The following is a 19,988-nucleotide window of genomic DNA, read 5'->3' as shown; positions in this document are numbered from 1 at the left end:
ACTGGGGAGCTTTTGTTCATTATTTCATTTTAATTTCAGCTAGTGCGTTTAGGAATTTATCGTTTAATACTTTAATGTAAGTTCCTTTCATCCCTAGTGAACGTGATTCAATTACACCTGCAGATTCAAGTTTACGTAATGCATTTACAATCACTGAACGTGTAATTCCTACGCGGTCTGCAATTTTCGAAGCAACTAATAAACCTTCGTTACCATCTAGCTCTTCAAAGATATGTTCAATCGCTTCTAATTCACTATATGAAAGTGAGTTAATTGCCATTTGTACAACAGCTTTGCTACGTGCTTCTTCTTCAATTTCTTCAGATTTCTCACGTAAAATTTCCATACCAACTACTGTAGCACCATATTCAGCTAAAATTAAATCATCATCTTCAAATTGAGCTGATAAACGAGCTAAAATTAATGTACCTAAACGTTCACCACCACCAACGATTGGTACGATAGTTGTTAGAGCACTTTGGAATAAATCTTTATTTTCAACTGGGAAAGCAGTATGTTCATTGTTAATATCTAAATTTGAAGACGTTTCAGAAATTGTAAACAAGCTATGTGTATATTCTTCTGGGAATTGACGCTCTTCGAACATTTTTTTCATACGCTCGTTTTCAATTTGTTGGTGAATTGAAATACCTAAAAGCTTCCCTTTACGGCTTACAATATATACGTTGCTATCAATAATGTCCCCTAAAGTGTCAGCCATCTCTTTAAAGTTTACTGGTTTACCCGCAGATGCCTGGAGCATTGAGTTAATTTTTCTTGTTTTTTCTAATAAATTCATTATATGTTCCTCCTATAAATTATCCATACCGTATTTAGTTAATATTCTAAAGTTTTTCGCAATTGAATGGTACTAACAAGCCTCGCCTACAATATAAACTGTGACAAATCTTTGTTTTTTACAATACCAGCCAATTTTTGGTCAACATAAGCAGCTGTAATTTCAATTTGAGCTGGAGCAATTTCAGACGCTTCAAACGATAATTCTTCTAGCAAACGCTCTAAAATTGTGTGTAATCGACGTGCCCCGATATTATCTGTTTCTTGATTGACCTCTGTTGCGATTTCTGCAATTCGTTCAATTGCATCTTCTGCAAAATTGATTGCTACACCTTCTGTTTCTAATAACGCTTTATATTGCAAAATAAGCGATTGATCTGGTTCTTTTAAAATACGAACAAAATCTTGCTTCGTTAATTTTTCAAGTTCTACACGAATCGGGAATCGTCCTTGTAATTCTGGAATCAAATCTGACGGTTTAGACATGTGGAAAGCTCCTGCAGCAACAAAAAGCATATAGTCTGTTTTAACCGCACCATATTTCGTAGTGACAGTTGAACCTTCAACAATTGGTAAAATATCGCGCTGGACACCCTCACGTGAAACACTAGCCGAAGAGTTCGTATCTTTGCTTGCGATTTTATCAATTTCATCAATGAAAATAATCCCAGATTGTTCTGCTCTAGTAATAGCCTCTTGCGACACCTCATCTGCGTCAATAAGCTTATTTGCTTCCTCAATTATTAAAATACGACGTGCATCTTTTACTTGCACACGGCGCTTTTTCTGTTTTTTAGGCATTAAGCTCGATAACATATCTTGCATACCGCTATTAGCAGACATATCCATCCCTGTACCTTGTAATGCGTCAAAAATCGAAGGATTTTGTTCAGTAACTTCAACAGTAACCCATTCATTTTCTAATTTGCCATTGCGTAAATCAATAGCGATTTGCGCACGTTTTGAGCGTACTTCCGTTTCATCAGAAGATGTATCATCATGCGTTTGTTGTTCTTTGCCACCAAATAACATTTCAAACGGATTTTGCATAGCTTGTTTTTTACGTAAAGAAGGGACAAGTAATTTTACAATGGCTTCATTTGCTAACTCTTCCGCTTGCTCCTTCACAGACTCCATCATTTCTTCCTTCACGAGACGATGAGAAGCCTCCACAACATCGCGGACCATTGACTCAACATCACGTCCAACATAGCCCACTTCTGTAAATTTCGTTGCTTCAACCTTTACGAACGGCGCATTCGTTAGTTTTGCAATTCTCCTTGCAATTTCAGTTTTCCCAACTCCCGTTGGTCCAATCATTAAAATATTTTTAGGAATAACTTCAGCCTTCATATCATCCGCTAGTAGAGAACGACGATAGCGATTTCGTAGCGCAATAGCTACCGCTCTTTTCGCCTCATTTTGCCCTACGATATAACGATCCAAATGCTCAGTAATTTGTCTTGGGGTTAAGTTTTGTGGTGTCATTAGTTAAGTGCCTCCACGATAATATTATGGTTTGTAAATACACAAATTTCAGCGGCAGTTTCTAATGCTGCCTCAGCAATCTCACGGGCAGTCATTGTCTCACCTGCATATTTTTTTAGAGCACGACCTGCTGATAATGCATAATTCCCACCAGAACCAATCGCTAATATACCGTCATCAGGTTCTATAACTTCTCCCGTACCAGACACAAGGAGTAGTGTACTTTTATCCATCACAAGTAACATCGCCTCTAATTGACGTAGCATTTTATCACCACGCCATTGTTTTGCTACTTCTACAGCAGCTCGCTGTAAATTCCCATTATATTCGTTTAATTTCGCTTCGAACATTTCAAAAAGTGTAAAAGCATCGGCTACAGAGCCTGCAAAGCCAGCTAGCACCTGCCCATTAAACAGACGTCTGACCTTCCTTGCAGTGCCTTTCATAACAACCGCATTCCCAAGTGTCACTTGACCATCGCCAGCCATAGCGCACCCGCCATTATGATGTACCGCAAATATCGTAGTCGCATGGATTTGTCCCATTTGCCTTCCTCCTTAGCCTCTATTATGCCCTTGGATGGGCATTCATATATGTTTGACGAAGATGCTCATTTGTTACATGCGTATAAACCTGTGTTGAAGTTAAATGCGCGTGGCCCAGTAACTCCTGTACAGTCCGTAAATCTGCGCCATGATTCAGTAAGTGTGTAGCAAAAGTATGGCGAAGCATATGTGGGTATATTTTCGTATGGAGTGAGGTCTTATCAATCATTTCATTTAAAATATGACGTACCCCACGTGGCGTAAGTTCCCCTCCGCGCATATTGACAAATAGTTGCTGATGATTTGTTTGTTTCATCAAACGTGGACGAGCCTGCTCTATGTAGTGCTGTATAGCCACACTCGCAAATTGACCAAATGGTATAATGCGTTCTTTTCTTCCTTTACCCATTACTCGAACAATAGAATAACGGAAATCGATATCCGCTACCATAATGGATGTAAGCTCACTCACCCGAATGCCCGTTGCATATAATAACTCTAAAATAGCCATATTACGCAACGATTTCAAATCATCTCCTACATTCGCATCAAAAAGCTTCATCAATTCTTCTTCATAGAAAAAACTTGGTAAACGTGATTCTTTTTTCGGATGATATAGAGATCGAAAAGCACTATCATCCATGCCGTGCTGTTTATTTAGAAAGCGAAAAAAGGAGCGGATTGATGAAATTTTTCTTGATACAGAAGTTCTTGCTTTCTTTTCATCATACAACTTCGTTACATATAGTCGTGCATGTATATACTCAACACTGGCTAAATCATTAACGCCTTCTGCCTGTAAAAACGCTAAAAAATCTAGTAGGTCTGATTCATATTCTCGCACAGTATGAACAGAGAAGTTTTTTTCTACCTGGATGTAAAGCATAAACTGTTCAAGTGCTTCTTGGGACGAAACTAACATGAAAGATTCACCACCAATGAATTATTCGTAACCTTCTCTCATTACTATTACCAACAAATTCAAATGGTAAAACAAACGTTGCCATTTAAATAAATTTGTCGTTAAAGTAATCCTTAAAAAACATACATATTGACACTATACCTATCTTCGTAATATAGCAAGTGAAAATGGTTATATTATGAGAAAATCATTATACAAAATAATAAAATACGTGTAATTAAGCATTTTGTCTACACAAAAGAAAAAGCCTCTAAGAGTATATCAACTTTTAGAGGCTTTTGGCAATTAAATTGTTTGTGAATTCACAAAATTTCGAATTGTGCTCATTGCGCGATTCGCATGCATTTCCGCACGCTCGGGTTTTGAACGACGTCCAGGTGGTAATTCAGGGAATATACCAAAGTTAACGTTCATCGGTTGGAAATTTTTTGATTGTGCTTCTGTTATATAACGCGCCATACTACCTAATGCAGTTTCGAATGGGAAAATAATTGGCTCTTGTCCTAATGCCAAACGTGCCGCATTAATTCCAGCAATTAACCCACTACCTGCAGATTCAACATAGCCTTCTACACCTGTCATTTGACCAGCAAAGAAAACATTTTTTTGTTCACGTAACTGATATGTTTTCTCTAGCACTTTCGGTGAATTAATGAAAGTATTTCGATGCATTACACCATATCGTACGATTTCAACATTTTCTAGGCCAGGTATTAGTTGCAGCACTTCTTTTTGTGGACCCCACTTTAAATGTGTTTGGAAGCCGACAATATTATAAAGTGTACCAGCAGCGTCATCTTGGCGCAGTTGTACAACAGCATAAGGTCGTTTACCTGTTTTCGGATCTTCAAGTCCTACTGGCTTCATCGGTCCAAACAACATCGTTTTTTCACCGCGCGCTGCCATTACTTCAATCGGCATACAGCCTTCGAAATAAATTTCTTTTTCAAATTCTTTTAATGGAACAACTTCTGCCTCGATTAACGCTTGGCGGAAACGATCAAATTCTTCCTTTGTCATAGGACAGTTTAGATAAGCCGCTTCACCTTTGTCATAACGAGATTTTAAATAAACTTTATCCATATCAATGCTATCTTTTTCAATAATTGGTGCTGCTGCATCATAGAAATACAGATAGTCTAGACCCGTTAAACCTTGAATTTTTTCAGCTAATGCTTTTGAAGTTAGTGGACCAGTTGCAATAACCGTAATACCTTCTGGAATTTCAGTTACTTCTTCATGAATTACTTCCACTAACGGATGATTTTTCACCGCTTCTGTTACATAGCCTGCAAACTCATGGCGATCTACTGCAAGTGCTCCACCTGCTGGTACGGAGCATGCATCGGCAGCTTTTAGAATAACAGAATCTAATAAACGCATTTCTTCTTTAATAACACCAACAGCATTTGTTAGCGTATTTGCACGTAGCGAGTTTGAGCAAACAAGCTCTGCAAATTTATCAGTATGGTGGGCAGGTGTTTGCTTTACTGGACGCATTTCATAAAGTTTAACTTTTACACCACGCTTAGCAATTTGCCAAGCCGCCTCACTACCTGCAAGGCCTGCTCCAATTACATTTACAAATTGTTCAGTCATTTTCTTACCATCTTCCTATCATTGAGTTGGTGTCTCTTCATAGTCACATTTCGTACACTGAATTTGCACACCTTTTTTTAATTTTTTCTCTACTAATAATGCACTACATTTCGGACACGGTCTACTAATTGGCTTGTCCCATGAAACAAATTCGCACTCTGGATATTGATTACATCCATAAAATAAGCGCTTTGTTTTACTTTTGCGTTCCACAATTTCGCCAGTTTCGCAAGAAGGACATTTAACCCCAATTGGCTTCATAATAGCTTTTGTGTTACGGCAATCTGGGAAGTTCGAGCAAGCCATAAATTTCCCATAGCGACCAAGCTTAAATACCATTGGTGAACCACACTTCTCGCAATCCTCACCAGCTGGTTCATCTTTAATGACTACTTTCTCCATTTCAGCATCTGCATGCTTTACATGAACCTCGAAGTCTTTATAAAAATCATCGATAACTTCAACCCACTTACGAATACCTTCTTCAACTTCATCGAGATCTTGTTCCATTTTTGCTGTAAATTCGATATTTATTATATCAGGGAAAAATTCCAGCATTTGTTGGTGAACGATTTCACCAAGCTCTGTCGGCATAAATCTCTTTGTATCTAGCACAACATAGCCACGGCGTTGAATTGTATCAAGGGTCGGTGCATATGTCGATGGTCGCCCTATTCCTAGCTCTTCCATTGTTTTCACAAGACGAGCCTCTGAGTAACGTGGTGGTGGTTGTGTAAAATGTTGCTTCGGCTCGATTTCAAGTGATTTCACCTGATCGCCAATTTCCATTTCAGGTAGAAGTTTCGTCGTTTCTTCTGTTTGATCATCCGTACCTTCTATATATAGTTTCATAAATCCAGCAAATTTGACTTGTGAGCCATTTGCTCGGAATAAAACATCACCATGTTGAAGGTCTACAGCAACTGTATCTAATACAGCAGGGGCCATTTGGCTTGCAATAAAGCGCTCCCAAATTAAACGGTATAAGCGTAGTTGATCGCGACTAAGTACTGTTTTTAACTCATCTGGTGTTCTCATCGTACTTGTCGGACGAATTGCTTCGTGGGCATCTTGTGCATTCGACGCCTTTTTAACCTGCTTCGTTTCTGTCGAGATATATTCTTTTCCGTACTTTGTTTCAATATAAGAAACCGCTTCAGTCTTTGCAGTTTCAGATATACGTGTTGAATCTGTACGCATATACGTGATTAAACCGACTGTACCTTCTTTTTTACCAATATCTATACCTTCATACAATTGCTGTGCAAGCATCATCGTTTTCTTCGCACGGAAATTTAGCTTCCGCGCTGCTTCTTGTTGTAAAGAAGATGTAGTAAAAGCAGGTGCAGCATTTCGTTTACGTTCTTTTTTCGTCACATTTACGACTTCAAATGCAGTACCTTTTACATTTTTTAAAATGGACTTTACTTGCTCTTCATTCGTTAATTTTATTTTATCTTTGCCGTTACCATAGTACAGTGCATCAAATGTCTTTTTACCTTTTTCAAAGGAACCTTCAATCGTCCAATACTCTTCCGGCTGGAAGTTTTTAATTTCGTTTTCACGATCAATGATCATACGTAGTGCTACAGATTGCACACGACCTGCTGACAAACCTTTTTTAACCTTTTTCCAAAGAATTGGGCTTATATTATAGCCTACAAGTCGATCTAGCATACGACGTGTTTGCTGTGCATCCACTAAGTCCATATTTATAGCACGAGGATTTTTAAAGGAATCTAAAATTGCATCCTTTGTAATTTCATTGAAAACAACTCGACAGTCTGAGTGAATATCAATATTTAATGCAGTCGCAAGGTGCCAAGCAATCGCTTCTCCCTCGCGGTCTGGATCGGCCGCTAGATAGACTTTCTTCACTTTTTTAGCCGCAGACTTAAGTTCCTGTAAAACAGGTCCTTTACCGCGAATTGTAATATATTTAGGTTCGTAATTATTTTCAGTATCAACGCCCATCTGGCTACGTGGTAAGTCACGCACATGCCCAACCGATGCTTTTACTTTGTATTTTTTTCCTAAATAACGTTCAATTGTTTTTGCTTTTGCTGGTGATTCTACAATCACTAAATAATCCGCCATCTATGTCTCCCCCTTAGCGAGGTCTATTGCTAATTTTTTAAGTTACCTGTTGCAAAATGTATAACAGATTTTAAGATAATGCAACTTTTTTTCAATTTTTGCTAGAAAAGAGCGAAAGTGTTTCAACGATTTGGTGACCATCGCATACGGGAATAGCTCCTTCTAATAGTAATTTATTCGTCCCTTTTGACTGCTCTACATTAATCGGCCCAGGTACAACAAATACATCTTTTCCTTGCTCTAATGCACATTCTGTAGTAATTAATGTCCCGCTCTTTAGTGCCGCTTCCGTTACAACTAAAGCTTGAGACAAACCACTTATTAATCGGTTACGCATAGGAAATTGCCATTTTGCCGGTTTAATATAAGGTGGGTACTCTGTAATAAGTAAATGGTTCTCAGCCATTTTACAAGCGAGCGCTCGGTTTTCTTTTGGGTATAGAAAATTAAAGCCATGTCCAAGCACTGCAATTGTGTGGCCCCCAAACTTAATAGTTGCCTCATGAGCCATTGTATCTGCACCTCGCGCAAGCCCACTCACGACCGTGTATTCGTGTTCAATGAGCGGTGGGACGATTAAGTCTATTGCAACTCTAGTATATGCTGTAGCCTTTCTAGAGCCTATTATAGCTATCCGTTTATCTCTTTCCAGCAGGTCGCGCTGACCTTTCACATACAATACAGTAGGTGGGCTAGGTATTTCAAATAATTGCGCCGGGAAATATGGGTGATTAAAAGGTATGGGGAAAATATTTGCTTGTGCGTAAACCTCTTGAATTGGCAAGTTCATAACGCGCTGGAAATTTTGAGAAATTTGCATAGCTTTTTGCCTCGTTATTTGCAATGTGCTTGCAATCTCATTAGGGTGTGCTTCTTCAAAACAACTTAATACATCCACCGGGGACAATAACTGTTGAAGTTTTTGGAGTGGTAATGGATATACATAATGCATAGCTAGTAGTCTCTGAGTATCTACTGAGAAAATCATTTAAAAACCTCCTTTATAATAGAAGAAATTAAATGACCGCAATTTTCATTTCATCACAAAAAAGTAGAAAACGATGTGTGATACACTCATATACACACTAGAGAGTACGCCCTATCTTGCCGCTTCACCTACTCGACTTTTATTATCGAGTTTCTAGTGTTGAACATTCCAAAAGGGAAGGAATAGACAAACACTATCATTTAAACAGAGAAAAAGAGAAAAGATGTAGCCACAATGTGCTACATCTTCCATTTTAATGGGTTTTACATTTTTCGTATAGCCCTTTTTCTTTAATTACTTTAATTAATGTTTCACCGATAACAGATGGTGTTTCAGCTACTTCAATACCTGCTTCGTTCATAGCCTTAATTTTTTCAGCAGCTGTTCCTTTACCACCAGAAATAATGGCACCTGCGTGTCCCATACGTTTTCCTGGAGGTGCAGTTTGTCCACCGATAAAGCCAACGACTGGTTTTGTCATATTTGCTTTAATCCATTCTGCTGCTTCTTCTTCAGCAGTACCGCCAATTTCCCCAATCATTACAACTGCATATGTGTCAGGGTCATTGTTGAATGCTTCAAGTGCGTCGATAAAGTTAGTCCCATTTACAGGGTCTCCTCCGATACCTACAGCTGTTGTTTGACCGATACCGGCTTGTGTCAATTGGTGAACTGCTTCATACGTTAATGTTCCAGAACGAGAAACAACTCCAACGTGACCTTTCGTATGAATATAACCAGGCATAATACCAATCTTACATTCATCTGCTGTAATAACACCTGGACAGTTTGGTCCAACTAGACGTGTTTTTTTGCCTTCCATAAAGCGTTTAACCTTTACCATATCAAGGACAGGAATATGCTCTGTAATACAAATTGTTAATTCTAGTTCAGCATCAACAGCTTCTAATATTGCATCTGCTGCAAAAGGTGCAGGTACATAAATAACTGATGTCGTCGCACCTGTTGCTGCAACTGCTTCAGCTACAGTATTGAATACAGGTACGCCTTCAATTTCAAGTCCTCCCTTTCCAGGTGTTACGCCTGCTACGATTTTTGTACCATAATCAAGCATTTGCTTTGTATGAAATAGCGCTGTTTCGCCTGTAATCCCTTGTACAATTACCTTTGTATCTTTATTAATAAATACAGCCATTGTTCTCCCTGCCTTCCTTAGCCTACTAGTTCCACAATTTTTTGTGCGCCGTCAGCCATTGAATCTGCTGCTACGATGTTTAAACCAGATGCATTTAAAATTTCTTTACCAAGCTCGACGTTCGTACCTTCTAAGCGTACTACTAACGGTACAGATAAACCGATTTCTTTGGCTGCAGTTACTACACCATCAGCGATAATGTTACATTTCATAATTCCACCGAAAATATTAACGAATATACCTTTTACATGTGGATCTGAAAGAATAATTTTGAATGCTTCTGTTACTTTTTCAGCTGTTGCGCCGCCCCCAACATCAAGGAAGTTAGCGGGACTGCCGCCGTAGTAACTAATTGTATCCATCGTTGCCATCGCTAGACCTGCACCATTTACCATACAGCCAATGTTGCCATCTAGAGAAATATAGCTAAGGTCATATTTTGACGCTTCGATTTCTTTTGGATCTTCTTCATCGAAGTCGCGTAATTCGACAATATCTTTATGGCGATACAATGCATTTGCGTCAAAATTGAATTTAGCATCTAGTGCTACTACGTCCCCTTGTCCAGTAACAACAAGTGGATTAATTTCTACGATAGAAGCATCTTTGTCGATAAATGCTTGATATAAACCTAACATTAATTTAACAGCTTTCCCTACTAGGTTTGCTGGAATATTCATATTAAACGCCATACGACGTGCTTGGAAGCTTGTAAGTCCGATTACTGGATCAACAACTTCTTTGAAGATTTTTTCAGGATTTGTTTCTGCAACTTCCTCAATATCCATGCCGCCCTCTTCTGATCCCATTACAGTTACACGAGATGTAGCGCGGTCTAATACTAAACTTAAATAATATTCTTTTTGAATATCAGAGCCCTCTTCAATATACAAGCGCTTTACTTCTTTTCCTTCTGGACCTGTTTGATGAGTTACTAAAATTTTACCTAATAACTCTTTTGCGTACGTACGCACCTCATCAAGGTTTTTTGCGATTTTGACACCACCAGCTTTACCGCGTCCACCTGCATGAATTTGCGCCTTGACTACAGTAACATTTGAGCCAAGTTCCTTCGCTACCTTCACTGCTTCATCAGGGGAAAAAGCAACTTTTCCGTTAGGTACTGCAACACCATATTTTCTCAGAATTTCTTTCCCTTGATATTCATGGATATTCATAATACATCCTCCCATCAAACATTTGCATAAAATTGTTTTACTAACATAATCTATTCTAACGAAACATTCTGATAAAGTCTACACTTTGTCTTTTGTTCAAAAATTCTCTAAAATTATGTCGTTTTCTTCTACTTTGTGTACTAAAACAGAGAATTCTAAAAATCAGAATACTTTATTTTTTCTATATTTTTGCTATGTTCTTGGTCTAAATGATATATAAATGCAAATACTTCTGCTACAGCTTGATATAATTCTTCAGGTATTGACTCATTTAAATCTAATTGTCCAAGTAATTGGACAAGGTTCGGATCCTCATAAATAGGCACGTTATGCTCATTTGCCCGTGCCAATATGTTTTCTGCCACCTTCCCTTTACCTTTTGCAACGACAGAGGGGCTATCAAATTGTCCTAGCTTATAAGTAAGGGCAATTGCTTCTTTACGAGTCTTTTTTTCTTCACTCATATACGGAAATCCACCCCACTATTTTCCTCCTGCTGTTGTACTACAGGGGGTGTTTTTTCTAGTTGGGCTTTTTCAAATTGTTTAATAAAGACTCCCGAAAGCTGATAATTTTTTTTTGCTAGACCTATTTTTAATACTTCCTTTAGTGAATCTGCAGGCGGAATAATATTGGATTGCTCATTAAATACAGTAACTGTTACGACACGATTTTGAACTTGCATATCAATAACGGTTTCCTTCATTGATTCCATCTGTAAATAAAATAATATTCGCGCATAGTTAGCATCAATTTTTCCATCATCCTTCATACGCCCGTTCCACTGTAGTGTCGCGTCCATTTTCTTACCGAAAAATTCGAGTGGTACTTGCATTACAAGTTGGTGTTGATGACCATTTTCTCCTGACACGAGTTGCATACCATTCATACGTGTCATTAACATTTCTGCCGCTTCCTTTAACTGCGGTGTAATCTGCACTTCTTGAAGCAACGTATGGAGCTGAGGCTTTAGTTGATGGGCAATCGTTTGTAAATCAGCTGATTTACTACTAAGGGCTGCCTCATAGCTAATACCTAGACTTTTTAATACTGTTTTAAGCGCATGTTCCATTGCCTTACTATCCATTGAATTTCTTACATGTGCATCAGCTTCTGTCAGCATTCGCTGAATCCCTGGCTGTGGTGCTTCAATACTAGTCTTCACAAGATTACGCATTAGCGCTTCATTTTGTGCAGGAAACGTGGGTTGTTGCTTAAACAACGATAATAAATGTTCTTTTACAGAAAGCCCATTAGCATCTTGCGTAAATAATCGCTCAGGGGTATTTTGAGCAAAAGCTTTGATTAGTTGCTCCTGCATTTGCTTTGCAAAAATCTCTAATGTTTGTTTATTAGTTGGTAATTGGTTAAATCTATCAATCATTTGGTTCAGTTGTAGTTTTTGCTCATTCGTCAATAAACTTTGACTTGCTGTCCAAGACTTTAGCTGGTCAATAAGCTGAGCTTTATTTTCTGGTTTTGTTGCTAAAATAGTTTGGATTACTTGGCCAGCCTGCTGCAGTTGACCTTGTTGCACAGACTTTGCATCTTTTAAAGACGTCCAATTTTGTAAAGTTGCCTGTTGCGGCAAAATGCCTGCTTCCTTTAATAAATTTAAAGCTTGTAAACGCTCGCTCACAGAAGCAGCATTATTCGTTAAAAGTTGAATAGATTTTGCGAGCACTAATGCCCCCGTTTCTGCTTCGAATGGCTTTGCAATCGCTGTCACTTGCTGCATTAAATTTTGCTTCATATTTTCTTGCAGTACGGTATCCTTTGCTAATAGCTGTGTAAAGGTATCCATAATAGCCGTCATACCTGATGTTTTCTGCCCACTAACAAGCGCTTGGAATACATCTTGAAGCATCGGCATTTTCAGTTCGACCATTTTTTGTAGCGCTTGCAAGGCATCCATCTTTGTCACATCTTCGGGTAATGCCTTCATCCACATCTCCGCCTGAAGAAGCTGCTCCTTAGAAATCGGTATTTGTGCCTTTATAAAATGCGCTAACACCTGCTGCATTTCCGTCGATTTTGGCAAGTTCATCGAATCTAGTAGCTGATTTATTTGTTGGCTCGAGGAAACCCCTTGTCCCATTGGCCCTGTAACAACCTTTAACTCTGTTTGCGGACTTGTACCTGTTACTTGAAAGAAATGTGCATCCCCTGCTTTAAGCGGTACTTCAAGTTTAGCAATGAGTTTTTGATTACCAACCTGAATTTCTGCCGTTTGATCTGGATATAGTTGTTTAATCGTGCCATGAAATACTTGTCCTTGCTTTAATGCAAGCGGTTGATTGGCTTGCATTAGAGCAGTTGGTTGTGTTTGTATCGGATTAAACGATGTAGCTGTCATCTAAATACTCCTTTCTTACATGGATTTTATAGGTTCAAATGACTTTCGATGATGTATTGTTGGTCCGAATGTTTCAAGTGCCTCTAAATGTTGTTTCGTACCGTAGCCAGCATGCTGTGCAAAGCCATACATAGGGAAATCTTTATCCAATTGTTCCATATAATCATCCCTAGCAGTTTTTGCTAAAATAGAAGCCGCTGCAATCGCTAAGCTTTTAGCATCTCCTTTAATAATAGATTCCTGAGGAATAGCGATTGGTAGTGTCATTGCATCAACTAATACGAAATTAGGCTTAATAGACAATGATTCCACACTTGTTTTCATCGATTGCTTTGTCGCTTCGTAGATGTTCAATTCATCAATATTTTTTGCTGATTGAAAATGAATAAAATAACTAATAGCATGCTCTTTCACCAATGATGCAAAAGCATTACGTTTTTCCTTTGTTAATTGCTTCGAATCATTTAATCCAACAAGAGCTTCACAGTTTTTTGGCAAAATAACAGCCGCCGTTACAACTGGTCCAGCTAATGGCCCACGTCCAGCTTCATCCACACCTGCAATCAATGCGTCGTTCCCACCATAGAGATGATCGAATTCAATTTTTGCTTGATGTTCGTCAATTAGTTGTTGTTTTCTATCTTGGCGTTTTTTCCAACTAAGCCATGCTTTCTGCACACCTGCACGTTCATCGACTGCAACTGCTGTCATCCATTCTTGCCAATCCTCAGCCATTTTTAATGCTGCTGTAATCTCTTTAATCGTTTTCATCATTTTACTCCCTTTTTCTCACTCTATATCATTTATCGGCAACAACTACTATTCCTAAAAGAAAAACTGCCATGCTCACGTTTTATTGCGTGAGCATGGCAGTTTTTTTGCACATTATTGCTGTGTAGCTTCTTTTTCAAGCTGTTCATCAACAAAGTCAAATGTTAGCTTTCCTAAAAGTAATCCACGTATATCACGAACGATAAGCTGTGCTACTTGATCATAATCGATTTCTCCACCTGCGCCAAAAACACGACGAAGCTTGCCAATATGGTCAAATGTTTCTACTAAATCCTCATGCATAAGTTGGAAACCATATCGTTCCTCCATGCGTGTAGGATAATGCGTCGATAAAAATCGCAACCCGTAAACAGCTAGATCTTCCATATTTGTAATGGTGTCTTTAATAGCGCCTGTTAATGCCAGCTTATAGCCGACTTCTTGATCTTCAAACTTTGGCCATAAAATCCCTGGTGTATCAAGCAATTCAAGTTCCTTACCGACCTTGATCCACTGTTGAGCCTTTGTCACACCTGGCATATTGCCTGTTTTCGCAATATTTTTCTTTGCTAATCGATTAATAAGTGTTGATTTCCCAACGTTCGGAATACCAACTATCATTGCACGGATTGCTCTTGGCTTCATTCCACGAGACTTCATTCGATCAAATTTTTCTTTTAAAATTTCCTGAGCTGCCTTCGTAACGAGTTGCAACCCTTTTCCTTCAAGTGAATTGATCGCCACCGCTTTATGACCATGCTTCGCAAAATACTCTACCCATTTGCGTGTTTCATGTTCATCTGCCATATCTGATTTATTTAAAATGAGAAGACGTGGCTTTTGATTAATAACCTCATCGATCATTGGATTTCTAGAAGATAGCGGCAAACGTGCATCAATTAATTCAAAAATAATATCTACTAGCTTTAATTTTTCCGTTACTTCACGGCGGGCCTTCGCCATATGCCCTGGAAACCATTGTATAGTCATTTCTATACCTCCTAAATAAGAAAAGCGCATTCGCCCAATTAACACGTACTAAACGTGCAGTGCAAATGCCTTAAAATCGAATAAGAAAACTTATGCTCTTAGACGTTAAGAAAGGGAGGGTTCGCCTCCCTTTCAAACATTACTTCACAATTTTAATATCGCTATACGGCCAGAAAATAAGGCTCGTATTACCTATGATTTCTTTTTGATCGACGATTCCAATATGACGGCTATCCTTACTATAACGACGATTATCCCCCATGACAAAAACATAGCCCTCTGGAATTACATCATTCAGTGATACATCAATGTCATTTAACGTAAAATCTTCCGTTAATGTACCCTCTGTAATTTTAGCTTTGTAGGCATCTAAATAAGGCTCGTCTATCGGTTCACCGTTAATGTATAGCTGATCGTCTTTATATTCTAACGTTTCACCTGGTAACCCAATTACACGTTTAATGTAGTTTTTTTGTTCTGGTGCATGGAACACAACAATATCAAAGCGCTTTGGTTCGCCAATTTTATAACCGATTTTATTCACAATCATTCGGTCGCCATCTTCAAGGGTTGGCATCATGGACTCACCATCAACTGCAATTGGTGTAAATAAAAAATAACGAATAACTGCTGCAATCGCAAATGCAATTAAAAGCGCCTTTGTCCATTCCCATAATTCATTCTTTTCTTTCACTTGTTTTTCCATTATGAATTGCCCCCTTGTCTATCCTCATCCTCATTTTAGATGATTATTATTTAAGATGACAAGCAAAAAGAAAAGGAGCTTGCAATACAAGCCCCTCACTTTTAAGTCATAATTATCGAATTTCTTTAATACGAGCAGCTTTACCACGTAGGTTACGTAGGTAGTAAAGTTTAGCACGACGTACTTTACCACGACGTACAACTTCTAAGTTAGCGATTTTTGGTGTGTGTACAGGGAATGTACGCTCAACACCTACACCGTAAGAAATTTTACGAACTGTGAAAGTTTCGCTAATACCGCCACCACGACGTTTGATAACTACACCTTCGTATACTTGGACACGTTCACGTGTACCCTCTACTACTTTCACGTGTACCTTAACAGTATCACCAGGACGGAAAGCAGGTAGATCAGTACGAAGCTGAGCTTTAGTAATTTCTGTAATAATGTTTGACATTGTTTTCTCTCCTTAGACAGATGCTCTTGCACGCAATCTATGCCACAGCGGAACACCGTAATTCAGCACTTCACATAGAAGTACAGAATAGATGTTATCACATATACTGCATGCAAGCAAGTATCTTTATAGTTCTTTTTTAAGTTTTTCTAAATACAATTTTTGCTTGTCTGTTAATGGATAATGCTCGAGTAGATCTGGGCGACGCTCGAATGTTCTTTTTAACGATTGTTCTTCGCGCCATTGCTCGATTTTCGCATGATTGCCCGATAATAATACTTCAGGTACTTGCATGCCTCGAAATTCAGCAGGTCGCGTATAATGCGGGTGTTCTAGCAGACCCGTTGAAAAGGAATCTTGAATATGGGAATCCTCTTGTCCTAAAACACCAGGTAAAAGCCGTACTACACTATCAATAACCGTCATTGCGCCTAACTCTCCACCCGTTAACACAAAATCTCCAATTGAAATTTCGTCGGTTACTAGGTGTTGACGAATGCGTTCATCATAGCCTTCATAGTGTCCACATAAAAACACTAATTCGCTTTCTTGCGCTAGCTCCTCAGCTTTTTTTTGGGTGAATCGTTCACCTTGCGGACACATTAAAATGATGCGTGGCTTTCTACCTGCTGTAATTGCCTCTACAGCGCTAAACATCGGTTCCGGCTTCAATACCATCCCTGCACCGCCACCATAAGGATAATCATCTACTTGATTATGCTTGTTGCCTGAAAATGCACGAATATCGGAAACTTCTAGCTTTACAGCACCTTTTTCCTGCGCTTTTTTTAGTATCGATGCTCCAAACACGCCAGAGAACATATCAGGAAACAGGCTTAACACATGAATATTTATCATAGCAAGCCTTCCATCACATGAATGACAATTTTCTTTTCTTCCACATCAATATTTTTTACGATGTCTTCAATATATGGAATGTAGTGTTCTTTTTTTGCACCTTTCACTACCCATACATCATTGGCACCTGTTTGCAGAATATCTTTCACTTCACCAATTGTTTCGCCTTCTTCAGATACAACTGTACAGCCAATAATGTCATGGAAGAAAAATTCATTTTCTTGTAATAAATCATCGGTCATTTGATCTTTCGTGATTTTCAGCATTCCTTCTTTGAACGGTTCGACAAAGTTGATATTATCCATGCCTTCAAATGTTAATAAAATAAAGTTTTTATGGCGGCGTACCGATTGAATTGTTACCCACGTTGGCTTTTTATCGTCTTTTTTAAACGCTGCAATCTTATTTCCCACCGCAAAGCGTTCTTCTTCAAAATCTGTAGTCGATAATATACGTACTTCACCACGGATACCGTGCGTGTTGACAATACGACCTACATTAAACCATTCCATCCATTTCACCTCTATAACGTTATATATCCGTACTATATAAAAAAAGGAAGGAACCAGCAAGCTCCCCCCTCTTCTATCCAGATTTTACGCTACACATTTACTGTCCCGTCGAATTCTAGCAACGTATGTAAGCATACTTATTAGAATTCTTCAGTGCAAAATGGTGACATGTTGCATAGTTGCTACATTGTTACCTTCTCGCGTGTAAACGAGCGTGAAAATCTTTTTATCAATCCAATATATCGACGTAAGTCTTTTTTTGATGGTGACTACCTGCCGCTGAATAAACAATTGTACGAATCGCTTTCGCCACTCGCCCTTGTTTGCCTATGACTTTCCCTCGATCCTCTGGATGAACAAAAAGTTTATAAACAATTCGATTTGCATTTTCGTCCGTCTCAATACGAACTTCTTCTGGATAATCGACTAACGGTAAAACGATTGCTTCAATCAGCTGCTTCAAAGACGTCTCCCCCGATTATTTACTGAATTTTTGGTTATGGAATTTTTCCATGATACCTTGTTCTGAGAACAAGTTACGTACTGTATCTGATGGTTTTGCACCGTCAGCTAACCATTTAAGAGCTTTCTCTTCATCAATGTTTACAGTAGCTGGTTGAGTTAGTGGGTTGTAAGTACCAACTGTTTCGATTGAACGACCGTCACGTGGTGAACGAGCGTCTGCAACTACGATACGATAGAAAGGAGATTTTTTAGCTCCCATACGTTTTAAGCGAATTTTAACTGCCATTTTAATAGCACCTCCGAATAAGTTTCACACAAGATAGTATATTATCAATGTTTATGTTGTTTGTAAAGTGTTTTTTCTTAACACCTATAAAATATTATTTAAACAATGAATCAAAGCCAGGTAATTTCATCTTTTTCTTGCCTTTACCAGTAGCCATACCTGTCATTTGTTTCATCATTTTTTTCATTTCGTCAAATTGTTTTAACAAACGATTTACCTCTTGAATAGACGTACCTGAACCTTTTGCAATGCGTTTTTTACGGTTGCCGTTAATAATTTCAGGATTTGTCTTTTCAGCCTTTGTCATAGAGTAAATAATGGCTTCTACGCGGCCCATTTGCTTATCGTCTACTTTGACATTATCTAACCCTTTAATTTTGCCTGCGCCTGGTAGCATTTTTAATATTTCATCGAGCGGGCCCATTTTCTTCACTTGTTGTAATTGCTCAACAAAATCATCGAGTGTAAAGCTTTGCGTTTTGAACTTTTCTTCTAGTTCTTTCGCTTTTGCTTCATCGACGTTTGCCTGTGCCTTCTCAATTAGTGATAAAACGTCACCCATACCTAAAATACGAGATGCCATACGCTCTGGATGGAACGGTTCAAGAGCGTCCATTTTTTCACCCATACCGACGAATTTAATCGGTTTCTGTGTTACAGAACGGATTGATAATGCCGCACCACCACGTGTATCCCCATCGAGCTTAGTTAATACAACACCTGTAATGCCGACAGCCTCATTAAAGCTGTCCGCAACGTTTACAGCGTCCTGACCTGTCATAGCATCTACTACTAGGAATACTTCATCCGGCTCTTTAAGCGCACGAATATCCTTTAATTCTTGCATTAAATCCTCATCTATATGCAAGCGACCTGCAGTATCAATAATGACTACATCATGATGCTCTTCTTTTGCTAGTTCAATTGCCTGGCGCGCGATTTCAACTGGTGATACGTCTGTGCCTAAAGCAAAAACAGGTAAAGATAATTGCTTTCCTAATGTTTGTAATTGTTGAACCGCAGCAGGTCGATAAACGTCAGCAGCAACTAATAATGGTTTACGATTATATTTTTTACGTAAAACATTTGCTAATTTCCCAGAAGTTGTTGTTTTACCAGCACCTTGCAAACCGACCATCATAATGACAGTAGGTGGCTTCGTATTAAATTTAATCGGGCTTTGTTCGCCGCCCATCAGCTCCGTTAATTCGTCTTGAACGATTTTAATTACTTGTTGACCTGGTGTTAAGCTTTGCATAACGTCTACGCCAACAGCACGTTCACTTACCTTTTTAACGAATTCTTTGACTACTTTTAAGTTAACATCCGCCTCGATTAAAGCAAATCGGACTTCACGCATCATTTCTTTTACGTCTTGTTCCGATACTTTCCCTTTACCTTTAATCTTTTGGATCGTTCCTTGGAGTCGTTCCGCTAATCCTTCAAAAGCCACTGCTTTCGCCTCCTAATCCCATTCTTTCAACTGCTCAATAAGCGCCAATTGCTCCTCAACCGGCATACTTTTTTCCGTAATCCCAGCTGTAAGTCGCGCAAGCATTTGCGTGCGTTGTTGAAATTTTTCCAGTAAACATAGTTTTTCTTCATATTCTTCAAGCATCGCTTCAGTTCGACGAATATTATCATAAACAGCTTGACGTGAAATCCCATACGATTCAGCGATTTCTCCAAGTGAGTTATCGTCTAAATAATAGAGTTCCATATAACTTCTTTGCTTATCTGTTAATAATGCTTGATAAAAGTCGAAGAGAAAGTTCATGCGTGTTGTTTTTTCAAGTAGCATCGAGTTTCTCCCCCC

General features: G+C 38.7%; 21 protein-coding genes. All 21 read right to left on the bottom strand.

Features of this window, described 5'->3' with window-relative positions; all coding sequences use genetic code 11:
* Positions 1 to 19: 19 nt before the first annotated feature.
* The 21 genes from codY to ACIQXW_RS00745 all read right to left on the bottom strand — a co-directional run bounded on the left by codY (position 20) and on the right by ACIQXW_RS00745 (position 19,973).
* Entirely contained in the window at positions 20 to 799 is a 780-nt protein-coding gene (gene codY, locus ACIQXW_RS00845; protein WP_024362040.1) for a GTP-sensing pleiotropic transcriptional regulator CodY, read from the bottom strand.
* An 86-nt stretch (positions 800 to 885) separates the two neighbouring features.
* Positions 886 to 2,286, bottom strand: coding sequence for an ATP-dependent protease ATPase subunit HslU (hslU, locus tag ACIQXW_RS00840; protein ID WP_340825859.1), 1,401 nt, complete (start codon positions 2,284 to 2,286; stop codon positions 886 to 888).
* Positions 2,286 to 2,831, bottom strand: a complete 546-nt coding sequence (hslV, locus tag ACIQXW_RS00835; RefSeq protein ID WP_024362042.1) for an ATP-dependent protease subunit HslV — start codon at positions 2,829 to 2,831, stop codon at positions 2,286 to 2,288. The genes hslU and hslV overlap by 1 nt, the downstream gene beginning before the upstream one ends.
* Positions 2,832 to 2,853: 22 nt before the next feature.
* On the bottom strand, positions 2,854 to 3,753 hold the full coding sequence (gene xerC / locus ACIQXW_RS00830) for a tyrosine recombinase XerC (RefSeq protein WP_340825860.1): 900 nt from the start codon (positions 3,751 to 3,753) through the stop codon (positions 2,854 to 2,856).
* A 285-nt stretch (positions 3,754 to 4,038) separates the two neighbouring features.
* Entirely contained in the window at positions 4,039 to 5,352 is a 1,314-nt protein-coding gene (trmFO, locus tag ACIQXW_RS00825; protein WP_402759402.1) for an FADH(2)-oxidizing methylenetetrahydrofolate--tRNA-(uracil(54)-C(5))-methyltransferase TrmFO, read from the bottom strand.
* An 18-nt stretch (positions 5,353 to 5,370) separates the two neighbouring features.
* Complete coding sequence (gene topA, locus ACIQXW_RS00820) at positions 5,371 to 7,449, bottom strand: type I DNA topoisomerase (RefSeq protein ID WP_340825862.1); 2,079 nt, start codon at positions 7,447 to 7,449, stop codon at positions 5,371 to 5,373.
* 91 nt (positions 7,450 to 7,540) lie between these two features.
* Positions 7,541 to 8,437, bottom strand: a complete 897-nt coding sequence (dprA, locus tag ACIQXW_RS00815) for a DNA-processing protein DprA (RefSeq protein WP_340825863.1) — start codon at positions 8,435 to 8,437, stop codon at positions 7,541 to 7,543.
* A gap of 253 nt (positions 8,438 to 8,690) precedes the next feature.
* Complete coding sequence (gene sucD, locus ACIQXW_RS00810) at positions 8,691 to 9,593, bottom strand: succinate--CoA ligase subunit alpha (protein WP_173477774.1); 903 nt, start codon at positions 9,591 to 9,593, stop codon at positions 8,691 to 8,693.
* Between the two features lie 17 nt (positions 9,594 to 9,610).
* Positions 9,611 to 10,771 carry an ADP-forming succinate--CoA ligase subunit beta gene (sucC, locus tag ACIQXW_RS00805; protein ID WP_401009485.1) on the bottom strand — a complete coding sequence of 387 codons (1,161 nt, stop codon included), beginning with the start codon at positions 10,769 to 10,771 and terminating at the stop codon, positions 9,611 to 9,613.
* Between the two features lie 155 nt (positions 10,772 to 10,926).
* Complete coding sequence (locus ACIQXW_RS00800) at positions 10,927 to 11,235, bottom strand: EscU/YscU/HrcU family type III secretion system export apparatus switch protein (RefSeq protein WP_340825865.1); 309 nt, start codon at positions 11,233 to 11,235, stop codon at positions 10,927 to 10,929.
* Complete coding sequence (locus tag ACIQXW_RS00795; RefSeq protein WP_402759400.1) at positions 11,232 to 13,127, bottom strand: hypothetical protein; 1,896 nt, start codon at positions 13,125 to 13,127, stop codon at positions 11,232 to 11,234. Before ACIQXW_RS00795 ends, ACIQXW_RS00800 begins: the two co-directional genes overlap by 4 nt.
* 15 nt (positions 13,128 to 13,142) lie before the next feature.
* A complete protein-coding gene (locus ACIQXW_RS00790; RefSeq protein WP_402762398.1) occupies positions 13,143 to 13,898 on the bottom strand; it encodes a ribonuclease HII in 756 nt (251 codons plus the stop codon).
* A 114-nt stretch (positions 13,899 to 14,012) separates the two neighbouring features.
* Positions 14,013 to 14,888 (bottom strand): ribosome biogenesis GTPase YlqF, encoded by an 876-nt coding sequence (ylqF, locus tag ACIQXW_RS00785; RefSeq protein ID WP_401020395.1) that lies wholly within the window; start codon positions 14,886 to 14,888, stop codon positions 14,013 to 14,015.
* 139 nt (positions 14,889 to 15,027) lie between these two features.
* Complete coding sequence (gene lepB / locus ACIQXW_RS00780) at positions 15,028 to 15,594, bottom strand: signal peptidase I (RefSeq protein ID WP_173477780.1); 567 nt, start codon at positions 15,592 to 15,594, stop codon at positions 15,028 to 15,030.
* Between the two features lie 112 nt (positions 15,595 to 15,706).
* Positions 15,707 to 16,051, bottom strand: coding sequence for a 50S ribosomal protein L19 (rplS, locus tag ACIQXW_RS00775; protein ID WP_139860434.1), 345 nt, complete (start codon positions 16,049 to 16,051; stop codon positions 15,707 to 15,709).
* Between the two features lie 126 nt (positions 16,052 to 16,177).
* Positions 16,178 to 16,906, bottom strand: a complete 729-nt coding sequence (gene trmD / locus ACIQXW_RS00770) for a tRNA (guanosine(37)-N1)-methyltransferase TrmD (RefSeq protein ID WP_340826527.1) — start codon at positions 16,904 to 16,906, stop codon at positions 16,178 to 16,180.
* Positions 16,906 to 17,421 carry a ribosome maturation factor RimM gene (rimM, locus tag ACIQXW_RS00765; protein ID WP_402759397.1) on the bottom strand — a complete coding sequence of 172 codons (516 nt, stop codon included), beginning with the start codon at positions 17,419 to 17,421 and terminating at the stop codon, positions 16,906 to 16,908. The genes trmD and rimM overlap by 1 nt, the downstream gene beginning before the upstream one ends.
* A 229-nt stretch (positions 17,422 to 17,650) precedes the next feature.
* The gene (locus ACIQXW_RS00760; RefSeq protein WP_004269410.1) at positions 17,651 to 17,884 is read right to left on the bottom strand and encodes a KH domain-containing protein; all 234 of its coding nucleotides are present in this window, start codon (positions 17,882 to 17,884) and stop codon (positions 17,651 to 17,653) included.
* Between the two features lie 15 nt (positions 17,885 to 17,899).
* Entirely contained in the window at positions 17,900 to 18,172 is a 273-nt protein-coding gene (gene rpsP, locus ACIQXW_RS00755; RefSeq protein WP_024362057.1) for a 30S ribosomal protein S16, read from the bottom strand.
* A 94-nt stretch (positions 18,173 to 18,266) separates the two neighbouring features.
* Positions 18,267 to 19,625 carry a signal recognition particle protein gene (gene ffh, locus ACIQXW_RS00750; RefSeq protein WP_340825871.1) on the bottom strand — a complete coding sequence of 453 codons (1,359 nt, stop codon included), beginning with the start codon at positions 19,623 to 19,625 and terminating at the stop codon, positions 18,267 to 18,269.
* Between the two features lie 12 nt (positions 19,626 to 19,637).
* A complete protein-coding gene (locus ACIQXW_RS00745) occupies positions 19,638 to 19,973 on the bottom strand; it encodes a putative DNA-binding protein (RefSeq protein ID WP_340825872.1) in 336 nt (111 codons plus the stop codon).
* Positions 19,974 to 19,988 lie beyond the last annotated feature (15 nt).

The organism is Lysinibacillus sp. NPDC097162, assembly GCF_044762185.1.
Lineage (GTDB): Bacteria > Bacillota > Bacilli > Bacillales_A > Planococcaceae > Lysinibacillus.
Note: the sequence above shows the minus strand (reverse complement) of the source record. Positions and strands in the feature narration are given on the sequence as shown.

Bases quoted from the DNA above. Each gene is read 5' to 3' on its own strand.
- codY (WP_024362040.1), bottom strand. From the start codon at position 799: ATGAATTTATTAGAAAAAACAAGAAAAATTAACTCAATGCTCCAGGCA.
- hslU (WP_340825859.1), bottom strand. From the start codon at position 2,286: ATGACACCACAAAACTTAACCCCAAGACAAATTACTGAGCATTTGGAT.
- hslV (WP_024362042.1), bottom strand. From the start codon at position 2,831: ATGGGACAAATCCATGCGACTACGATATTTGCGGTACATCATAATGGC.
- xerC (WP_340825860.1), bottom strand. From the start codon at position 3,753: ATGTTAGTTTCGTCCCAAGAAGCACTTGAACAGTTTATGCTTTACATC.
- trmFO (WP_402759402.1), bottom strand. From the start codon at position 5,352: ATGACTGAACAATTTGTAAATGTAATTGGAGCAGGCCTTGCAGGTAGT.
- topA (WP_340825862.1), bottom strand. From the start codon at position 7,449: ATGGCGGATTATTTAGTGATTGTAGAATCACCAGCAAAAGCAAAAACA.
- dprA (WP_340825863.1), bottom strand. From the start codon at position 8,437: ATGATTTTCTCAGTAGATACTCAGAGACTACTAGCTATGCATTATGTA.
- sucD (WP_173477774.1), bottom strand. From the start codon at position 9,593: ATGGCTGTATTTATTAATAAAGATACAAAGGTAATTGTACAAGGGATT.
- sucC (WP_401009485.1), bottom strand. From the start codon at position 10,771: ATGAATATCCATGAATATCAAGGGAAAGAAATTCTGAGAAAATATGGT.
- ACIQXW_RS00800 (WP_340825865.1), bottom strand. From the start codon at position 11,235: ATGAGTGAAGAAAAAAAGACTCGTAAAGAAGCAATTGCCCTTACTTAT.
- ACIQXW_RS00795 (WP_402759400.1), bottom strand. From the start codon at position 13,127: ATGACAGCTACATCGTTTAATCCGATACAAACACAACCAACTGCTCTA.
- ACIQXW_RS00790 (WP_402762398.1), bottom strand. From the start codon at position 13,898: ATGAAAACGATTAAAGAGATTACAGCAGCATTAAAAATGGCTGAGGAT.
- ylqF (WP_401020395.1), bottom strand. From the start codon at position 14,888: ATGACTATACAATGGTTTCCAGGGCATATGGCGAAGGCCCGCCGTGAA.
- lepB (WP_173477780.1), bottom strand. From the start codon at position 15,594: ATGGAAAAACAAGTGAAAGAAAAGAATGAATTATGGGAATGGACAAAG.
- rplS (WP_139860434.1), bottom strand. From the start codon at position 16,051: ATGTCAAACATTATTACAGAAATTACTAAAGCTCAGCTTCGTACTGAT.
- rimM (WP_402759397.1), bottom strand. From the start codon at position 17,421: ATGGAATGGTTTAATGTAGGTCGTATTGTCAACACGCACGGTATCCGT.
- rpsP (WP_024362057.1), bottom strand. From the start codon at position 18,172: ATGGCAGTTAAAATTCGCTTAAAACGTATGGGAGCTAAAAAATCTCCT.
- ACIQXW_RS00745 (WP_340825872.1), bottom strand. From the start codon at position 19,973: ATGCTACTTGAAAAAACAACACGCATGAACTTTCTCTTCGACTTTTAT.